The 17308-nt window shown below is 63.6% G+C and carries 17 protein-coding genes and 1 pseudogene; 11 read left to right on the top strand and 7 right to left on the bottom strand.

All coding sequences use genetic code 11. The features are described 5' to 3' along the window. Positions 1–3 precede the first annotated feature (3 nt). From ACODSK_RS03165 to rsd, 4 genes are all read left to right on the top strand, one after another. Positions 4–1134 carry a uroporphyrinogen-III C-methyltransferase gene (locus ACODSK_RS03165; RefSeq protein WP_489013820.1) on the top strand — a complete coding sequence of 377 codons (1131 nt, stop codon included), beginning with the start codon at positions 4–6 and terminating at the stop codon, positions 1132–1134. Next, complete coding sequence (locus ACODSK_RS03170) at positions 1131–2369, top strand: heme biosynthesis HemY N-terminal domain-containing protein (protein WP_489013822.1); 1239 nt, start codon at positions 1131–1133, stop codon at positions 2367–2369. Before ACODSK_RS03165 ends, ACODSK_RS03170 begins: the two co-directional genes overlap by 4 nt. Positions 2370–2567: 198 nt before the next feature. Continuing rightward, complete coding sequence (locus ACODSK_RS03175; protein ID WP_489013824.1) at positions 2568–3089, top strand: disulfide bond formation protein B; 522 nt, start codon at positions 2568–2570, stop codon at positions 3087–3089. A gap of 232 nt (positions 3090–3321) precedes the next feature. Continuing rightward, positions 3322–3792 (top strand): sigma D regulator, encoded by a 471-nt coding sequence (gene rsd, locus ACODSK_RS03180; RefSeq protein WP_489013826.1) that lies wholly within the window; start codon positions 3322–3324, stop codon positions 3790–3792. Positions 3793–3819: 27 nt separating this feature from the next. On the opposite strand, the gene ACODSK_RS03185 is transcribed toward rsd, so the two are convergent. Continuing rightward, positions 3820–4482 carry an FKBP-type peptidyl-prolyl cis-trans isomerase gene (locus ACODSK_RS03185; RefSeq protein ID WP_489013828.1) on the bottom strand — a complete coding sequence of 221 codons (663 nt, stop codon included), beginning with the start codon at positions 4480–4482 and terminating at the stop codon, positions 3820–3822. A 240-nt stretch (positions 4483–4722) separates the two neighbouring features. On the opposite strand from ACODSK_RS03185, the gene ACODSK_RS03190 reads away from it, so the two are divergent. Continuing rightward, positions 4723–5916 carry an AlgP family protein gene (locus tag ACODSK_RS03190; protein ID WP_489013830.1) on the top strand — a complete coding sequence of 398 codons (1194 nt, stop codon included), beginning with the start codon at positions 4723–4725 and terminating at the stop codon, positions 5914–5916. Here ACODSK_RS03190 and ACODSK_RS03195 read toward each other — a convergent pair. Continuing rightward, positions 5892–6374: a TIGR02444 family protein gene (locus ACODSK_RS03195; RefSeq protein WP_489013832.1), complete on the bottom strand. Its 483-nt coding sequence runs from the start codon at positions 6372–6374 to the stop codon at positions 5892–5894. The genes ACODSK_RS03190 and ACODSK_RS03195 overlap by 25 nt on opposite strands. Positions 6375–6424: 50 nt before the next feature. Here ACODSK_RS03195 and ACODSK_RS03200 point away from each other — a divergent pair, with 50 nt between their 5' ends. From ACODSK_RS03200 to ACODSK_RS03210, 3 genes are all read left to right on the top strand, one after another. Continuing rightward, the gene (locus ACODSK_RS03200; protein WP_489013834.1) at positions 6425–8335 is read left to right on the top strand and encodes an ATP-binding cassette domain-containing protein; all 1911 of its coding nucleotides are present in this window, start codon (positions 6425–6427) and stop codon (positions 8333–8335) included. Continuing rightward, a complete protein-coding gene (locus ACODSK_RS03205; RefSeq protein WP_489013836.1) occupies positions 8335–8922 on the top strand; it encodes a mechanosensitive ion channel domain-containing protein in 588 nt (195 codons plus the stop codon). The genes ACODSK_RS03200 and ACODSK_RS03205 overlap by 1 nt, the downstream gene beginning before the upstream one ends. 86 nt (positions 8923–9008) lie before the next feature. Continuing rightward, entirely contained in the window at positions 9009–9641 is a 633-nt protein-coding gene (locus tag ACODSK_RS03210) for a LysE family transporter (protein ID WP_489013838.1), read from the top strand. 93 nt (positions 9642–9734) lie between these two features. Here ACODSK_RS03210 and ACODSK_RS03215 read toward each other — a convergent pair whose 3' ends face one another. Genes ACODSK_RS03215 through ACODSK_RS03230 form a run of 4 tightly spaced genes read right to left on the bottom strand, consistent with a single transcriptional unit; the run spans position 9735 to position 12872 of the window. After that, positions 9735–10475, bottom strand: a complete 741-nt coding sequence (locus ACODSK_RS03215; RefSeq protein WP_489013840.1) for a penicillin-binding protein activator LpoB — start codon at positions 10473–10475, stop codon at positions 9735–9737. A 3-nt stretch (positions 10476–10478) separates the two neighbouring features. Next, on the bottom strand, positions 10479–11066 hold the full coding sequence (gene lpoB, locus ACODSK_RS03220; protein WP_489013842.1) for a penicillin-binding protein activator LpoB: 588 nt from the start codon (positions 11064–11066) through the stop codon (positions 10479–10481). A 19-nt stretch (positions 11067–11085) separates the two neighbouring features. Next, positions 11086–11457, bottom strand: a complete 372-nt coding sequence (locus ACODSK_RS03225) for a YcfL family putative periplasmic lipoprotein (protein ID WP_489013844.1) — start codon at positions 11455–11457, stop codon at positions 11086–11088. A gap of 14 nt (positions 11458–11471) precedes the next feature. Beyond that, the gene (locus tag ACODSK_RS03230) at positions 11472–12872 is read right to left on the bottom strand and encodes a COG3014 family protein (protein ID WP_489013846.1); all 1401 of its coding nucleotides are present in this window, start codon (positions 12870–12872) and stop codon (positions 11472–11474) included. Between the two features lie 326 nt (positions 12873–13198). Here ACODSK_RS03230 and ACODSK_RS03235 point away from each other — a divergent pair, with 326 nt between their 5' ends. Beyond that, positions 13199–15094 (top strand): FTR1 family protein, encoded by a 1896-nt coding sequence (locus tag ACODSK_RS03235; protein ID WP_489013848.1) that lies wholly within the window; start codon positions 13199–13201, stop codon positions 15092–15094. Between the two features lie 63 nt (positions 15095–15157). Continuing rightward, on the top strand, positions 15158–15619 hold the full coding sequence (locus tag ACODSK_RS03240) for a YaiI/YqxD family protein (RefSeq protein ID WP_489013850.1): 462 nt from the start codon (positions 15158–15160) through the stop codon (positions 15617–15619). Positions 15620–15727: 108 nt separating this feature from the next. Here ACODSK_RS03240 and elbB read toward each other — a convergent pair whose 3' ends face one another. Beyond that, positions 15728–16393 (bottom strand): isoprenoid biosynthesis glyoxalase ElbB, encoded by a 666-nt coding sequence (elbB, locus tag ACODSK_RS03245; RefSeq protein ID WP_489013851.1) that lies wholly within the window; start codon positions 16391–16393, stop codon positions 15728–15730. A 113-nt stretch (positions 16394–16506) separates the two neighbouring features. Between elbB and ACODSK_RS03250 the strand changes: the two are divergent. Beyond that, positions 16507–17133 (top strand): annotated as a pseudogene (locus ACODSK_RS03250) (sterol desaturase family protein); the annotation flags it as partial. Between the last annotated feature and the right edge of the window lie 175 nt (positions 17134–17308).

Raw genomic sequence — 17308 nt, forward strand, 5'->3', positions numbered from 1 at the left:
TACGTGAGCGAAACAGCCTTGCCCAACGAAGAACAGCAAACGACGTCCGAGGCTCCGGCGACTCCTGCGCCCGCGTCCTCAGGGCGTTCCGGCAACGGTCTGGCGATCCTCGCCCTGCTGCTCGGCGCCGCAGGTGTCGCCGCGGGTGGCTGGGGACTGTGGCAGGTACGGCACCTGCAGCAGGTCAATCAGGACCAGGTCGAGCAGGTCCGTCAGCTCAACGAGCAAAGCGAAGCCCTGCAGGCCCGCGAACAGCAGCTTTCGGCCCAGCTCGGCAGCCTGCCTCCGGCCAGCGAGCTGGAAGACCGCCGCCGTCTGGTGGCGCAATTGCAGGGCGACCAGCAACGCCTGAGCCAGCGCCTGGAAACCGTGCTCGGGGCCAGCCGCAAGGACTGGCGCCTGGCCGAGGCCGAGCACTTGCTGCGCCTGGCCAGCCTGCGCCTGTCCGCCTTGCAGGACATCGCCAGCGCCCGGGCCCTGGTCGAAGGCGCCGACCAGATCCTGCGCGAGCAGAGCGATCCCGCTTCCTTCGCTGCCCGTGAGCAACTGGCTCGCAGCCTTGCCGCGTTGAACAGCGTGCAGCAGCCAGACCGCACCGGGCTGTTCCTCAAGCTTGCCGCCCTGCGCGAGCAGGTGGTCCAGCTCAATGTGCTGGCGCCGGAATTCAAGAACGACGGTGAATCCCTGTTCGGCCTGACCGCCGATGGCGACGGCGCCAGCCGCTGGTCGCAGTGGTGGGCGGAGATCTCGCGCTACTTCCGGATCGACTTCAACGCCGATGACAACATTCGCCCGCTGCTCGCCGGCCAGGCCCTGGCCCAGGTCCGCCTGGCCCTGAGCCTGGCGCTGGAGCAGGCGCAGTGGGCAGCGCTCAATGGCGAGGCCAAGGTCTACGGCCAGGCCCTGGACGAGGCGCGCAGCGTGCTGCTGGGCAACTTCAACAAGGACAACGAGCAGAGCCGGCTGATGCTCGACCAGCTCAATGCCCTGGTCAAGGAACCGGTAACCGTGGTCACGCCCGACCTGGCCGAAAGCCTCAGCGCCGTGCAGGCCTATCTTGAGCGCCGACACCTGCCGGCCGAGGAAGCGGCATTGCGTCAGCCTGGCGAGAAGGCCGGGGAGGCGACGCCATGAAGCGCGCCTATATCCTGATCGTCGTTGCGATCGTGGTTGCGACGCTGCTGGGTATCGCCGTGGCCAAGCACAGCGGCTACGTGCTGATCGCCTATGACAGCTTCCGCTACGAGTCGAGCCTGTGGGCGACCTTGGCGCTGCTGGCCGCCGTGGTCTTCCTGCTGTGGCTGCTCAAGTTGCTGCTTGGCCTGGTGTTGACCTCCACCGGCGTGGTCAACCCATGGTCGCGGCGCAACCGTAGCCGGCGTACTCGCCTGGCCATCGAGCAGGGTCAGCTGGATCTCGCCGAAGGCCGCTGGGCCAGTGCCCAGCGTCATCTGCACCGGGCTGCCGAGGCCGAGCGCCAGCCACTTCTGTATTACCTTGGCGCCGCCCGCGCGGCCAACGAACTGGGGCGCAGCGAAGACAGCGACAACCTCCTGGAGCGCGCGCTGGAGCGTCAGCCCCAGGCCGAACTGGCGATCGCCCTGACCCACGCGCAATTGCAGGTTGACCGCGGCGATACCGATGCGGCACTGGAAACCCTCCAGGCCATGCATGAGCGCCATCCGCACAACGCCCAGGTACTGCGGCAGTTGCAGCGTCTCTACCAGCAGCGTGGCGACTGGCCGGCGCTGATCCGCCTGATGCCGGAACTGCGCAAGGACAAGGTGCTGTCGGGCAAGGAGCTGGCGGAGCTGGAGCGGCGTGCCTGGGGGCAGAACCTGTCCCTGGCGGTGCAGCGCGAGGGCGACGGCCAGGCTGCGCGGCAATCCCTTGAACGTGCCTGGCAGCAGCTCACCAATGCCCAGTGGCAGGAGCCGCAACTGGTGCTGGCCTATGCCGAGCAGCTTCGTCAACTGGGTGCGGAAAACGAGGCGGAGGAAATCCTTCGCACTGCCCTCAAGCGTGAATATGAGACTCACCTGGCGCGCTTGTACGGCCTGGTGCGTGGCAGCGACCCGGCGAAGCAACTGCAGACCGCCGAAGGCTGGCTCAAGACCCATCCCGACGATCCGGGCCTGCTGCTGACCCTCGGGCGCCTGAGCCTGCAAAACCGGCTGTGGGGCAAGGCCCGGGATTATTTCGAAGGCAGCCTGCGCCTGCAGCGCAACCCGGAAGCCTGCGCCGAACTGGCCCGCCTGCTGGCTGGGCTGGGCGAGAACGAGCGGAGCAATGCATTGTTCCAGGAGGGCCTCGGCCTGCTCGACGAACGCTTGCTCGCCCTGCCGTTGCCAGACCCGGTTCGAGCCTGACGTTGCACCACGGGCTGATCGCAAGGATCAGTCCGTGGCAGGCCTTGGTAAAAAATCTTGGTTGGTTTAGGGATTTTTCCTACGTAGTTCGGCGAAGTTTCCAATAAAAATCAGAGACTTGTCCCTTTGGTTGCTTCTTGAAACAACGAGGCGCTTTCCTCTAACGTTGCCAAATGTCTTTTCTGCCCTGGTCCTGCCATGCCATTGGCCTGTCTGCGCTCCTTTTTCTTCCCGGCTTTCCTGGTGTCCTTCCTGGTTCTGTCTGGTGCTTTCTATCTCGAGTTCGGCCTGGGGCTGGTCGCCTGCCCGTTGTGCCTGGGCCAACGCTTGCTGCTGGGCGCCTTCTCGCTGACCTGCCTGGGGGCGATGCTGCACATGCCCGGGCGGGCTGCTGTGCGCACCTACCTGTGGCTGTGTTTCGGCCTGGCCTTGGCCGGTGGTGCGCTGGCAGCACGGCAGGTCTGGCTGCAAGGGGTGTTTCCTGATCCCGAGACACCTTGCGTGCAAAGCCTGGCCTACCTCATCGAGCAGGGCACGCTGCTCGAATGGCTGCACGGCCTGTTGCTGGGATCGGCTGAGTGCGTGCCGATCAACTGGAGCTTCTTCAGCTTGAGCGTGCCGGAGTGGAGTCTGCTGGCGTTCGTCGGGCTGGCGCTGATGGTGCTGCTTCGCCTGCTTGCCAAACGCCGGCTGAACCTGGCTGATTCGCCGGGGTCCTGAAAGGAGCTTGTTGCCGTTTCAAACGACCGGCGGCGTTGGGTCGCAGGATTAAACACTTGTATGAAACTAGTCGCCTGCGTACCTTGAAGCCAAGGGCGTGCGGGAATAATCTCCCCTGCACGCATACCGAAAACACTGCTGCTCAATGCCGTTCTGCCGTTGTTTCCTTTTCCATCGCGACTTGCGATATCGGGGGGCGCAGGGGGCACGACCCTTAAGGGATGAGACCGCCATGTTAGATAGTTGTCAGAATGCTGAGGAACGCTGGGGTGGGGTTCACAAGCTCATTGACCGCTGGCTGCAAGAGCGTCAGGAACTGGTCACTGCGTTCCGCGAATTGCGCGATGCCAAGCCGGCATTCGCCGACAAATCACTCCACGGCCGCTTCTGTGAAATCCTCGTGGATTATGTTTCGACCTGGCATTTCGAGATCTGGGAGCAACTGATCAGCGAAGCCAAGGCGTTCGGTGACGATAGCGGCGTGCTCAAGGCGCAGGGGATCGATGAGTTCATCCGGCTCAGCACCGAGCAGGTGTTGCAGTTCAATGATCACTGCACCAAGGGCGAATGCACGGACCCCGAGCATTTCTCCGAAGAGTTGAAGAAGCTCGGCAGCAAGTTGCGCGAGCGCTTCGAACTTGAAGACGGCCTGGTCGAAGCGCTGCATACGGCGCACAAGGAAAACGCTGCGGCTGTTGTCTGAGGCCACGCTTGAAAGGTTGCCGGCTGTTCAGTCGGCAACGTCGAGCAATTCGATCTCGAACACCAAAGGTGTGTAAGGGGCGATCAGGTCACCTGCACCATCGGCGCCATAGGCCTGCTCCGACGGAATCACCAGGCGGTACTTCGAGCCCGTCGCCATCTCCGGCAGTGCTGCCTGCCAACCCGCGATCACGCTATCCAGGTTGAACCACTGGGGTTGATCGTTCTGGTCGAACACCGTGCCATCCGGCAATTTCCCCACATAACGAACCTTCACCTTGCCGCCTGCCTTGGGCCTGGCACCCGAGCCCTGTTGCAGTACGCTCATCAGCACGCCATCGCTCAGTTCACGCACGCCGGCGCGGCCGCGCTCGTTGGCAATGAAGCGTCGCTCGGCGGCCAGAGCCTGTTCGACATGGGACTGCGCGGCGGCGTCATTGGCTTGCTGGTCATGCTGGGCGAGCACCGCATCGATGCGCTCCTGGGACAGGGCGAGCGGTTTGTTCTGATAGGCCTGCTGCAGTCCTTCGATCAGTGCCTGGAGTTGCAGGCCGGGGACCTCTGCACGCAGGCGTTCGCCAAGGCTGGCGCCGAGGCTGTAGGCAAGGTCGTGATCCGAGGGCGCGGCAGTTTGCTCCGCATGAACCGGGGGCAGCAGGAAGAATAATGACAGCAGCAAGTAGCGCGGCACGGGCTGGCTCCGAAGATGAAAGAGGAGAGTTGCAGCGGATCGATTATGCCTGTTCACCGATGGCAAGTTAGTTAATTGTCTGCAATCTGTAACACAGCATCTACACTTGCCCGAAGCGGCAGCTTCAACAACTTTGCCCAGGCATGCAACGCGGCGACTTCTTTACTGTCAACATGCCCTAGCGGCGATAGCAGCACAGGTCTAGTATGAGCCGCAATTTCGTCAGCCAGGAGGAAAGCCATGTCGGCCAATAAGAAGCCAGTCAACACGCCGTTGCACCTGCTGCAACAACTCTCGGGCAGCTTGCTCGAGCATTTGGAAAATGCCTGCTCGCAAGCGCTGGCCGATGCGGAAAAACTGCTCGCCAAGTTGGAAAAACAACGTGGCAAGGCTCAAGAGAAATTGCACAAGTCCCGTCTGAAACTTCAGGATGTCGCGGCCACTGGTAAAGCCAAGGCACAGGACAAGGCCAAAAGTGCAGTTGGCGAATTGGAGGCTTTGCTCGATTCGTTGAAAGATCGTCAGACCCAGACCCGTACTTATATCGCGCAACTGAAACGCGATGCCCAGGAAAGTCTGAAGATTGCCCAGGGTGTTGGCAAAGTTCGCGAGGCTGCCGCCAAGGCCCTGTCCACCCGCACTCCGGCAAAACCTGCGGCTGCCAAACCGGCTGCTGCTGCCAAGGCCCCGGCGAAAGCTGCTGCCAAACCTGCCGCGAAAGCCCCTGCTGCCAAGGCCCCAGCCAAACCAGCTGCGAAAGCCGCTGCTGCCAAGGCTCCGGCCAAACCTGCTGCGAAAGTCGCTGCTGCCAAGGCCCCGGCCAAGCCTGCTGCGAAAGCCACCGCTGCCAAGGCTCCAGCCAAACCTGCTGCAAAAGCTGCTGCTGCCAAAGCCCCAGCCAAGCCCGCCGCGAAACCTGTCGCTGCTGCTAAAGCACCTGCCAAGACTGCTGCCAAGCCCGCCGCCAAACCTGCTGCTGCCAAGGCCCCAGCCAAGCCAGCCGCCAAGCCGGTAGCTGCCAAACCAGCCGCCAAGCCTGCTGCTAAAACTGCCGCTGCCAAGCCTGCTGCTGCTGCGAAAGCACCGGCCAAGCCAGTTGCGGCCAAGACCCCGGCCAAACCGGCCGCCAAGCCAGCCGCCGCCAAGTCAGCCGCTAAACCCGCAGCTGCCAAGCCGGTTGCCGCCAAACCCGCCGCAGCCAAACCGGCAGCCAAACCTGCCGTAGCCAAGGCCCCAGCCAAGCCTGCTGCTGCGAAGGCCCCGGCAAAACCTGCCGCTGCCAAGCCCGCCGCCAAACCTGCCCCAGCCAAGCCTGCTGCTCCAGCGGCCACGGCTACCCCGGCACCAGCACCGGCAGCGTCGCCAGCAGCATCCGCACCCGCAGCACCTGCTGCAGCCACCCCAAGCACTCAGTCGCCGTCTTCGGCATCCTGAGTCGCTCCCGCCGCGACGCGCAGCACTTCCAGCGCGTCGTGATTGCGGGAAGCGGCTGGCGCAAGTCGTGTCAGCCAGCTTTCCGGCGCAACTTCACTGCCGTCCTGCCAGCCCAGGCAGACCTCCTGCAAGCGTTGCAATTGCACACGCTCGGCATCCAGCTCCAGTGCCTTGACCCGTTCGCGCAGGGCCGCCAATTGCGGATCCTTGGTCGCCTCCCCACGCCATTGCTGGCGCAGTGCCCGCAAGGGTTGCACCACTTGGGTTTGCCAAGGGGCCGCCAACTGTCGCAGGCGTTCGATATGGGTGTCGTCGACTTCCACGCGCCGCTGTTCGAGCCAGGCCGCGCATAGCATCAGGCAGACATCCGCGCCCAGTGCCTGCAATTCCAGGCAAGCTGTTTCCACGTCGGGACGGGCATAGAGCCCGATGGCGAAATCCCACAGGTCGGTAGGCATATTCCTGCTCGCGCCAGTTGCCGACGAAGCTGGTAGACTCCGCCGCCATTATGATCAGACTTTCGAACCTCACTTTACAGCGTGGTCCGCAACGCCTGCTAGAAGGCGCCGAGCTGACCCTGCACGCCGGCCAGAAAGCCGGCTTGATCGGTGCCAACGGTGCCGGTAAATCCAGCCTTTTCGCCCTGCTGCGCGGCGAACTTACTCCGGACTCGGGCAACTGCCAGTTGCCCGGTGACTGGCGCATCGCCCATATGCGCCAGGAGGTCGATACCCTCGATCGCCTGGCTGTGGACTACGTGCTCGATGGCGATGTCCGCCTGCGCAAGGTCCAGGACGAGCTGGCCGCCGCCGAAGCCGCCCATGACAACGCCGCCCTGGCGCGCCTGCATGTCGAACTCGACAGTGCCGACGGCTACACCGCCGACGCCCGCGCGCGCAAGCTGCTGGCCGGCCTGGGCTTCAGCAACGAGCAGATGGACCGCCGCGTCGGTGACTTCTCCGGTGGCTGGCGGATGCGTCTGAACCTGGCGCAGGCGCTGATGTGCCCGTCCGACCTGCTGCTGCTCGACGAACCGACCAACCACCTCGACCTCGATGCGATCCTCTGGCTCGAGGACTGGCTCAAGGGCTATCCCGGCACGCTGCTGCTGATTTCCCACGACCGCGATTTCCTCGATGCGGTGGTCGATCACGTGGCCCATGTCGAACAGTGCAAGCTGACCCTTTACCGCGGTGGCTACACCGCCTTCGAGCGGGCCCGGGCCGAGCGCCTCGCGCAGCAGCAACAGGCCTACGAGAAGCAGCAGGCCCAGCGCGCGCACATGGAAAAGTACATCGCCCGGTTCAAGGCCCAGGCGACCAAGGCCCGTCAGGCGCAGAGCCGGATCAAGGCCCTGGAGCGCATGGAGGAGCTGACTGCTGCCCATGTCGATTCGCCGTTCGACTTCGTCTTCCGTGAGTCGCAAAAGATCTCCAGCCCGTTGCTCGATCTGTCCGAAGCCCGCTTGGGCTACGGCGAGAAAACCGTGCTGGAAAAAGTCAAGCTGCAACTGGTACCCGGTGCCCGTATCGGCCTGCTCGGCCCCAACGGCGCGGGTAAATCGACCCTGATCAAAAACCTCTCCGGTGAGCTGCAGCCGCTGGCGGGCCGCCTGGTTCGTGGCGAGAACACCGCCGTTGGCTACTTCGCCCAGCACCAGCTCGACTCGCTGGACAGCAAGGCCAGCCCGTTGCTGCACCTGCAGCGCCTGGCGCCCACCGAGCGCGAGCAGACCCTGCGCGATTTCCTCGGCGGTTTCGACTTCCGTGGCGATCGCTGCGACGAGCCGGTGGTGAATTTCTCCGGTGGCGAAAAGGCTCGCCTGGCCCTGGCGCTGATCGCCTGGGAACGGCCGAACCTGCTGCTGCTCGACGAACCGACCAACCACCTCGACCTGGAAATGCGCCTGGCGCTGACCATGGCCCTGCAGGAATTCAGCGGCGCCGTGGTAGTGGTGTCCCACGATCGTCACCTGCTCAAGAGCACCACTGACGAGTTCCTGCTGGTTGCCGACGGCAAGGTCGAAGCCTTCGACGGCGACCTGGATGACTACGCCCGCTGGCTGGTCGACTATCGCCAGCGCAACGCGCCGGTGAGCAACAGCCCGGTCAATCCGGACAAGACCGACAAGAAGGCCCAGCGACAGGCTGCCGCGGCCCTGCGCCAGCAGCTGGCACCGCACAAGCGCCAGGCCGAAAAGCTCGAGGCCGAGTTGGGCAAGCTGCATGGGGACCTCGCCAAGGTCGAGGCCAGCCTCGGCGACAGCGGCGTCTACGAAGCCGCGCGCAAGGATGAACTGCGCGACCTGCTAGCCCGTCAGGCCCAGTTGAAAGGTCGTGAAGCAGAACTGGAAGAAGCCTGGATGGAAGCGCTGGAAGTGCTGGAGACCATGCAGGCGGAGCTGGAGGCGTTGTCCTGATGGAGTCGTTGCGGCAGATGGTGCCGGTGGAGTTGATCGGGCCCTTCTGGATGGGGTTGCAGATACTGCTGATCCTGGTGGTGGCCTTCGTCTTGCAACGCGTGGTGGCGCGCAGCCTGAAGTCGCTCGGTGAGCGCTACCCGCTGCCGCCGCAACTGATGATGCCGCTGCGCGGTGGCCTGCGCTGGCTGATCATGGGCAGCGCGCTGCTGTTCGTGCTGGAGCGCCTGGGGGTTTCCGCCACTGTGCTGTGGACCGCCTTGTCGGGCTTCGTCGCGGTCGCTGCCGTGGCCTTCTTCGCCATCTGGAGCGTGCTCTCCAACCTGCTCTGCGCGGTGCTGATCTTTACTGTTGGACCGTTCCGCATCGGTGATGTGGTGGAACTGGTCGACACCACCGACAAGCCTGGCATCAAGGGGCGGGTCACGGCGATCAACCTGCTGTTCACCACCCTGGTGGAGATGCCTGAAACCGGTGGTGCATTGGTGCAGGTGCCGAACAGCCAGTTCTTCCAGAAATCCGTGCGCCGCTGGCGGGGCAACGATGGGCTGCCGCTGGTGGGTGAGGACAGGTCCATCGGCAAGTAGCCCGGCGGCCGAAAACTTTTGTGGTGATTTTCTCTCAGGCGGATTAGCGTTGAGCCCTTGAACCGATTTTTTGGCCGAGGTGTGAGATGTCGCTGGAAACGTGGTTGGCCTTTTTCGCCGCCTGTTGGGTAATCAGTCTGTCGCCGGGCGCCGGGGCCATCGCCTCGATGTCCTGTGGTTTGCAATATGGCTTCTGGCGCGGCTACTGGAATGCCCTGGGCCTGCAACTGGGCCTGATCCTGCAGATCGCGATCATTGCCGCAGGTGTCGGTGCAATCCTCGCTGCCTCCGCCACGGCGTTCCAGATCATCAAATGGTTCGGTGTCGCCTACCTGGTCTACCTGGCGGTGAAGCAATGGCGAGCCTTGCCTTCGGACCTTTCCGACGAATCCGCCGTGCGCCCGATCGGCAAGCCGTTGAGCCTGGTGTTCCGCGGATTCCTGGTCAATGTCAGCAACCCCAAGGCACTGGTGTTCATGCTGGCGGTGCTGCCGCAGTTCATCAATCCACATGAAGCGCTGCTGCCACAGTACGTGGCGATCACCGTGACCATGATCAGCGTCGACCTGCTGGTGATGGCGGGCTATACCGGCCTGGCGGCCAAGGTGCTGCGTCTGCTGCGTACGCCGAAGCAGCAGCGGCGCATGAACCGTACTTTCGCTGGACTGTTCCTCGGTGCGGCGACCTTGTTGGCCACCATTCGGCGGGCGCCGGTCTGAGATAGTACCGGCCCTATCGCCGGCAAGCCGGCTCCCACAGGTTCACCACCAGCCTCAAGGTGGTGCTGAACCTGTGGGAGCCAGGCGATGGACTCAGCGCAGGATCTGCGCCGGCTCATCCGGCGGCAGGTTATTGCGCGGGGCATGACCCCCATGCCCCGGAACCCCGCCACCCAGTTGCTCGGCCATCTGCCGGGCGACATCGATGCCCAGTTCCTTCGACACTTCCCTCACCACCCGCGGCCGGTTCAGGCTGACCTTGATGTCCCGCGAGCCCACCAGCTTGGTGTCCTGCCCTTCACCCATGGCGGTGAACGCCGAGGTGATTTCATAGGTGCGGGTGTTGATCAGGCTGAAGTCCGCCACCAGGGTCAGGCCCAGCACCGCCGAGTAGCTGCTGGTGTGGTCCAGGGCGTTGATGTCGCGTTGGAAGTCGATGTCCGAGAGGGTGCCGAACAGCACGTAGTCGGCGCCCTTGAAGTCGCCGGCCTTGATGCGCTTGATGATGTCGTAGACATCGGTCTTGGCACCGGTGATGTAGGGCGTGCCCTGGACCAGCTGGAACATCCCGGACTTGAGGATCTCGCCCTTGATGTCACCGCTGAACTTGCGCAGTTCAGTCTGCTCGATGTAGCTCTCGCTGCTCTCGAACTCGTTGTAGCTCGACGAACTGTTGGCGTGGTACAGGCTCGCCGACGCGTTGTTCTGCGCCGAGACGATGTGAATGTACTGCTCCACACGCTCCTGGTAAGCCAGGTCGGTGACCGCCACTTTTGGGGCTGCCTGCGCGCCGAAGGCGCAGGCGAGACCGAGAATGCCCATCCATGCGCGCATCGCTTAACGCTCCGTAGTCTTGCGGATTTCTTTTTCGTCCATCCATTCGGCCAGGCCGCTTTCGACGTCGATCAACTGCAGGCTGAACTTGTAGAACACGTCCTTGTAGTCGCTGCTGCGCTTGACGATGGAGCTGATCGAGCCTTCCAGGCGGTACTTGGCAGCGATCATGTTGCCGGTCTTGGCGACGGTGCTCTTCTTGTACAGGCCGCTCTGGTTCTGCAGCTTGAGCTGGTCGACCTGGCTGTCCATCTGGTTGTTGTCGCTGGCGAAGCGGGCGGTGCCGGACTTCATCAGCTGGGTCTTGATCGAGGTGGTGATCTCGCGGGTATCGATGTACTCGCTGGTCTTGTTCTTCACGTCGTAGACCTGCACCACCGGACGGCCTTGCAGCACGCCGGACTGGGCCAGGGAGCGGGTCATGCTCTCGGCGATCATCTGCAGGTCGGTGGAACCGAACTCGTTGGTCACCAGTTCGACGGCCTTGCTGTCGCCGTAGCTGATGTTCTTGCCGCCCAGTACCGGGGATGGCGAGGAGCAGCCGGCCAGGGCAACGACGGCGGCGAGCAGGGAGAGTTGGACGAACTTCATGGAAAACTCCTGGAAAGAATTACTGGGACTGGACTTCGAGACGGAAATCGGTGGCCTGCGGCACCGGTGCGATAGCTGGCAGCACGGTGGACTGCGAGCCATACAGGCTCAGGGTCTTCCAGCTCTCCTCGTCGGCTACCGGGAAACCGTCGTTGCCCAGCCAGGCAAAGCGATAGAACAGGGTCTTGTTGCTGCTGCTGGTGTTGTTCAGGGCCACCTTGACGGTGAGGAAGCCGTTCTCGCGGGCGACCCGCATCGGTCCGGTCTCGATGTTCTTCAGCTTGCCCATGACCACTACCTTGCTGGCGGCGCTGCCCGGCGCGGGTGGTGGTGGCGTGGCGCAGCCGGCGAGGAGCGCGGCGGCGAGGGCGAGGGTCAGTTTGAAACGCATGACGAGTCCTTCGTTTACTTGAGGCTGGCGACGGCGGCTGCCGGCGCGGGAGGATTCACGAGGTGGGCGGCCTGGCCGGCGGTGTAGACCTGGTTGCCGACCACGCGCAGGGCAACGACCTGGTACGGGCGGTCGACCTTCACGGAGATCTTGCTGCCGCCCAGGCCCGAGGGCAGGCTCAGCTGGTGCTCGCCCTGGCTCAGGCGCAGGCGGGTGACCAGGGTTTCGTTGGGCAGGGTGCGCCAGGTACGGGTATCGGCACCCTCGGTGACTGCCGAGGCGATGCCCATGACCAGGCCGGCCATCGGGTTGACGTCGTTGATCTGCTTTTGCGCCACGCCGCGGGTGACGGCCCGTACCGTCGTGCGCAGGATGATGCCGGGCATGTCGTCGCGCAGGGCGCGGCGGGACATGGCCGAGGTGCTGTTGAGGGCGGTGAGGTTCAGCGCCTTGTCGTCCAGGTTGATCTGGCCGATGTGCGCGGTGGAGGTGTCCTCACGGATGATCGGGAACGACAGCGGGGTGATCACCAGGTTGCCGCTGATCACCAGCGGCAGGGGAATGCGGATCGAGTCACGGGCCGGGGCCAGGCCGCTCTGCACCACGATCAGCACGTCGCTGTCCTTGCTCTTGTCCTTGCCGGCGCTCTTGTCGAGGTCGAGCAGTGCCTGTTCCAGCAGCGGGGTATTGGGCAGCAGCTCGGCGGCCTTGCGGTAGCCCGGTGCGGCCAGGCCCTGTTCGCCGAGGGCCTCGTAGACGTAGCCGGACAGGTAGTGGCTGAAGGCGCTCTGGTAGCTGTTCTTGAGGTTGATGACCTCGGGCGCGTCGAGGGCGGCCACCGGGTAGCCCTGGAGGTCCTTGTACTCGGTCTTGACCCCTTCCTTCCCGGCTTCTTCTTCGCGCTTGAGGTATTCCTTGTCGCGCAGCTCGGCGATCACTGCCTCGCGTTCGTGGGTCTTCTTGATCTCGGTACGGGCGCCGTCGAAGTCGTTCTGGGCCAGCAGGTTGAGGGCCATCTGCGTGGTCAGCATGACTTTCTCGTAGTCATAACCTTCGTAGCGGCGCACCTTGTCGTTGACCAGGTAGCTGCCGAACTGGCTGAGGTACTTCTCGGTGTCGAGCTTGACCGACTCTTCCCACTTGAAAACCATGCCGTCGGCTTCGCGCCAGGCGGTCTGGCTACCGCTCAGGTCGCCCTTGGAGCGCAGCAGCTCGCCCTTTTCGAACCAGTAGAGGAGGTCCTTGTCCTCGCCCTTGTTGTTCTTTTCCAGCACGGCGAGCGCGGCGTCGACGTTACCGGTAGTCAGGTGCTGGTTGGTTTCCTTGAGCTCGTTGTCATAACTGCGGAATACGGCGCAACCCGTCAATTGAGTCGCCACGAACAGCGTGGCCAGCGTAAGTACGCGGGGTTTCATTACTTCTTCCCTGAGTGTTGGCGAATGTTTTCCGGATCTTTGAGTCCGGATTGTTCTTATGAGTCAGGTATAGATTCCGAATGGCTATATAGAAAAGCGCAACGTATTAGGCGCCATTTCCCTCTGGGTGGGGGAGGTGCCGTTTGTTACAGCCGGTAAGTGCCATTACGGGTGCCATTATCCCCGAAGCACCGGATGAACGGTAACTTTCACCGTGATGAAGATGGCAATTAATGAAATTGTTGCTAATTTTTACGATTCGCCTTGAGCCGCTCCGGAGGGCGGTGAACAATATCGCTTCATCGCTGACCTCCGAGACTGGCCCCATGATTTCCCGTTCCCGCTTGATCGCCTGGCTGCTATGGCCGGTGCTGGCCCTTGGCAGTGCCATGGCACTCGCCGAACCTGTCGAGGGGGCGGCGAAAGCCCTGCATCTGCTGGACTACATCGGTGCCGACTACCCGCAGACGGTCGATGCCGGCAAGGTCGTGGACGAGTCCGAATACCGTGAGCAACTGGAGTTCGTCGGCACCCTGCAAGGGTTGCTCGCCGACCTGCCTGCGCGCCCGCAGCGCAAGGCCCTGCAAGATGGGGTTGTGGCTTTGCGCCAGGCCATCGGCGAGCGCCAGGATGGCCCGGGTGTGGCCCGCCAGGCACGGCAGCTTGGAGCCGAACTGGCGCTGGCCTACGAGGTCGCCCTGGCGCCGCTGATCACCCCCGACCCGAGCCGTGGTGCGCCGCTGTATGCCCAGCATTGTTCGGTTTGCCATGGCGATACCGGGGCGGGCGACGGTCCTGCGGGCGTTGGCCTGGAGCCGGCGCCGGCGAACCTGCGCGACACTTCACGCCTCGACCGCCTGAGCCTCTACGACCTGTACAACACCCTCGGCCTGGGTATCGAAGGCACCGACATGCCGTCGTTCGCCGACCAGCTCGATGAACGCCAGCGTTGGGACCTGGCGACCTACATCGCCAGTTTCACCGCCGATCCGTCGAAAGCGGCCAGCGAAAAACCGTTCAGCCTTGGCGACCTGGCCCGGCAGACCCCGGCCGAGGTGGAAGCCGCCCAAGGCGCGGATGCCGTGCAGACCTTCCGCGCCCAGCGTGCCCAGCCGCCACAGGTCAAGCGTGGTCCGGGACAACTGCTCGACTACACCGCCAATACCCTCGACCAGAGCCTTGCGGCCTACCGCAACGGCGACCACGAACAGGCCTATGACCTCTCGGTAGCCGCTTACCTGGAAGGTTTCGAGCTGGTGGAAAGCTCCCTCGACAACGTCGACAGCAACCTGCGCAAGGACACCGAGAAGGCGCTGATGGCTTACCGCCAGTCACTGCAGGATGGGCTGCCGCTCGAGCAGGTCGAGGCGAAGCTGGCGATTGCCAAGACCATGCTCAAGGACTGCGCCGGACTGCTGGGTGGCGACGGCCTGAGCTGGTCGCTGAGCTACATCTCCGGCCTGTTGATCCTGCTGCGTGAAGGCCTTGAGGCAATCCTGGTGCTGGCGGCGATCCTCGCCTTCCTGCGCAACACCGGCCAGCAGGCGGCGGTGCGCAGTGTCAACGTCGGCTGGGCCCTGGCACTGGTGGCAGGCTTCGCCACCTGGGCGATCGCCGCCTACGTGATCGATGTCGGCGGCGCCCAGCGAGAGCTGCTGGAAGGCTGCACGGCCTTGTTCGCCAGTGTCATGGTGCTCTGGCTTGGCGTGTGGATGCATGACCGGCGCCATGCCGCAGCCTGGCAGGACTACATCAAGAGCAGCCTGGTCGGTGGCGGTGGTCGCTTCGGCTTCGCCGTGCTGGCGTTCTTCTCGGTCTATCGCGAGCTGTTCGAGGTGATCCTGTTCTACGAAACCCTGTGGTTGCAGGCCGGTCCGGCAGGCCATCAGGCGGTGCTCGCCGGTGGCGCCACGGCGCTGGTGCTGCTGGTGGGCCTGGCCTGGGTGATCCTGCGCGGCTCGGCCAAGCTGCCGCTCTCGCTGTTCTTCAGCATCAACGCGGCGCTGCTCTGTGCCCTGTCGGTGGTGTTCGCGGGGCACGGGGTCAAGGCGTTGCAGGAAGCCGGGATCTTCGGCACCCATCCGGTCCCGTTCTTCGAATTCGAATGGCTGGGCATCCACGCCGACCTCTATTCCCTGTCTGCCCAGGCCGTCGCGTTGCTGGCGATCCTGTTCCTCTACGGCCGTAGCTGGCTGGCCTCGCGGCGAGTGACCGCGTCCTGATTTGAAGCGGGGCGGGCGAGCGGCGATACTGCCCGCCCGTTTCAAGTTGTGGATAACTCTGTCATGCGTGTCTGGATCGATGCCGATGCCTGTCCGAAGCTGGCCAGGGACCAGGTGGTCAAATTCGCTCTCAAGCGTCAGTTCGAGGTAGTGATGGTGGCCGGTGGGCCGCAGGCCAAGCCGCCGTTCGCCTGTGTGAAGCTGATCGTGGTGCCCAGCGGGCCGGATGCTGCCGATGACTATCTGGTGGAGTACGCCGTGCCGGGCGAACTGGTGATCTGCAGTGATGTGCCGCTGGCTGACCGGCTGGTGAAGAAAGGCGTGGCGGCGCTGGATCCTCGCGGGCGCGAGTTCGATGAGAAGAACATGGGCGAGCGGCTGGCGGTGCGCAATCTGTTCACCGATCTGCGCGAGCAAGGGCAGGTTGGAGGAGGGCAGGCGCCCTATGGCGACAAGGAAAAGCAGGCGTTCGCCAATTCGCTGGACCGGATTCTGACCCGGCTGGCCAGGCAGTTTTCAGGCTGACGCGGAGTCTGTTCCGGCCTCATCGCCGGCAACGCCGGCTCCCACAGGGTCCGGCGGTGTTCGCGGTACCTGTGGGAGCCGGCGTTGCCGGCGATGAGGCCCTCAGGTTCACTCACCTTCGTGAGTCAGTTCCAGAACCCGGTCAACCAGCTTGTAGATCCCGCCAGCCGCTTCGCTGATGGACTGCGCGAGCATGTAGGCGGGGGTGCTGACCAGCTTGCGCTGGGTATCTTCGACGATGTCGTGGACATCGCATTCTTCATGGGTGCCGCCCATCTTGACGATGGCCGCGCTGGTACCGGCATCGTTGCCGATGGTGCAGACCACACCCGGGCCATAGATTTTCGCCGCCAGGGCCGGCGAGATGCAGATCAGGCCTACCGGCTTGCCCGCTTCGGCAAAGGCTTCGGCCAGGGCCAGGACGTCCGGATGCACGCTGCAGCCCGGGCCGTCGACGGCGAAGCTGGAGAGGTTTTTCGCCGCACCGAAACCGCCGGGGACGATCAGGGCGTCGAAGTCGTCGACGTCGGCTTCGCGCAGGTCCTTGATGTTGCCGCGGGCAATCCGCGCCGACTCGACCAGCACGTTGCGCGTTTCGGGCATTTCCTCGCCGGTGATGTGGTTGATCACGTGCATCTGCGCGATGTTCGGCGCGAAGCATTGCACCTGGGCGCCGCGCTGATCGAGGCGCAGCAGGGTGATCACGCTTTCGTGGATTTCCGCGCCGTCGTAGACGCCGCAGCCGGACAGAATCACAGCAACTTTTTTGGTCATGCTTCCTACTCCCGATTCAAGGCGCTAAATGTCGTCTAATTTGGCAGTTGTCGCCATAGGGATTACTGGATCGTAGGCCTAATCTTGATCCATCGCCTGAAAATGGACCTGCCATGGATTTCATCCTGCTTGCCGTGCCGTTCTTCTTCGTATTGATCGCGGTGGAGCTGCTGGCCGATCGCTGGCGGGGCCAGCGCAATTACCGTCTGGCCGATGCGATCAACAGCCTGAGCACCGGAGTGCTGTCCACCACCTTTGGCCTGTTGACCAAGGGCGTGGGGTTGGTGACCTACGCCATTGCCGTGGAGCACCTGGCACTTTTTCAATTGCCGGCTCAGGCCTGGTGGGTCTGGGTGCTGGCGTTCATCGCCTACGACTTCTGCTACTACTGGCTGCACCGCTTTGGCCATGAGCGCAACATCCTCTGGGCAGCGCACTCGGTGCATCACCAGAGCGAGGACTACAACCTCTCCACGGCCTTGCGCCAGACCAGCACCGGCTTCCTCCTGTCGTGGATCTTCTACCTGCCGCTGGCGGTGCTGGGCGTGCCGCTGCTGGTGTTCGTCAGCGTCGGTGCCCTGAACCTGCTGTACCAGTTCTGGGTGCATACCCGGCATATCCCTAAGCTTGGCTGGTACGAATGGATCTTCGTCACGCCGTCCAATCATCGCGTCCACCATGCACAGAATCCTTTGTACTTGGATCGCAACTACGGTGGCGTGTTCATTCTCTGGGACCGCCTGTTCGGTACCTTCCAGCCGGAAGACGACGCGGAGCCGGTGATCTTCGGCGTGACCACGCCGCTGGCGAGCTGGAACCCGCTGTGGGCCAACCTGCAGTTCTATGCCCATCTATGGCAGGACGCCTGCCGTGCGCAGCGCTGGCAGGACAAGTTGCGGATCTGGTTCATGCCCA

It is taken from the genome of Pseudomonas sp. FG98, assembly GCF_057808595.1.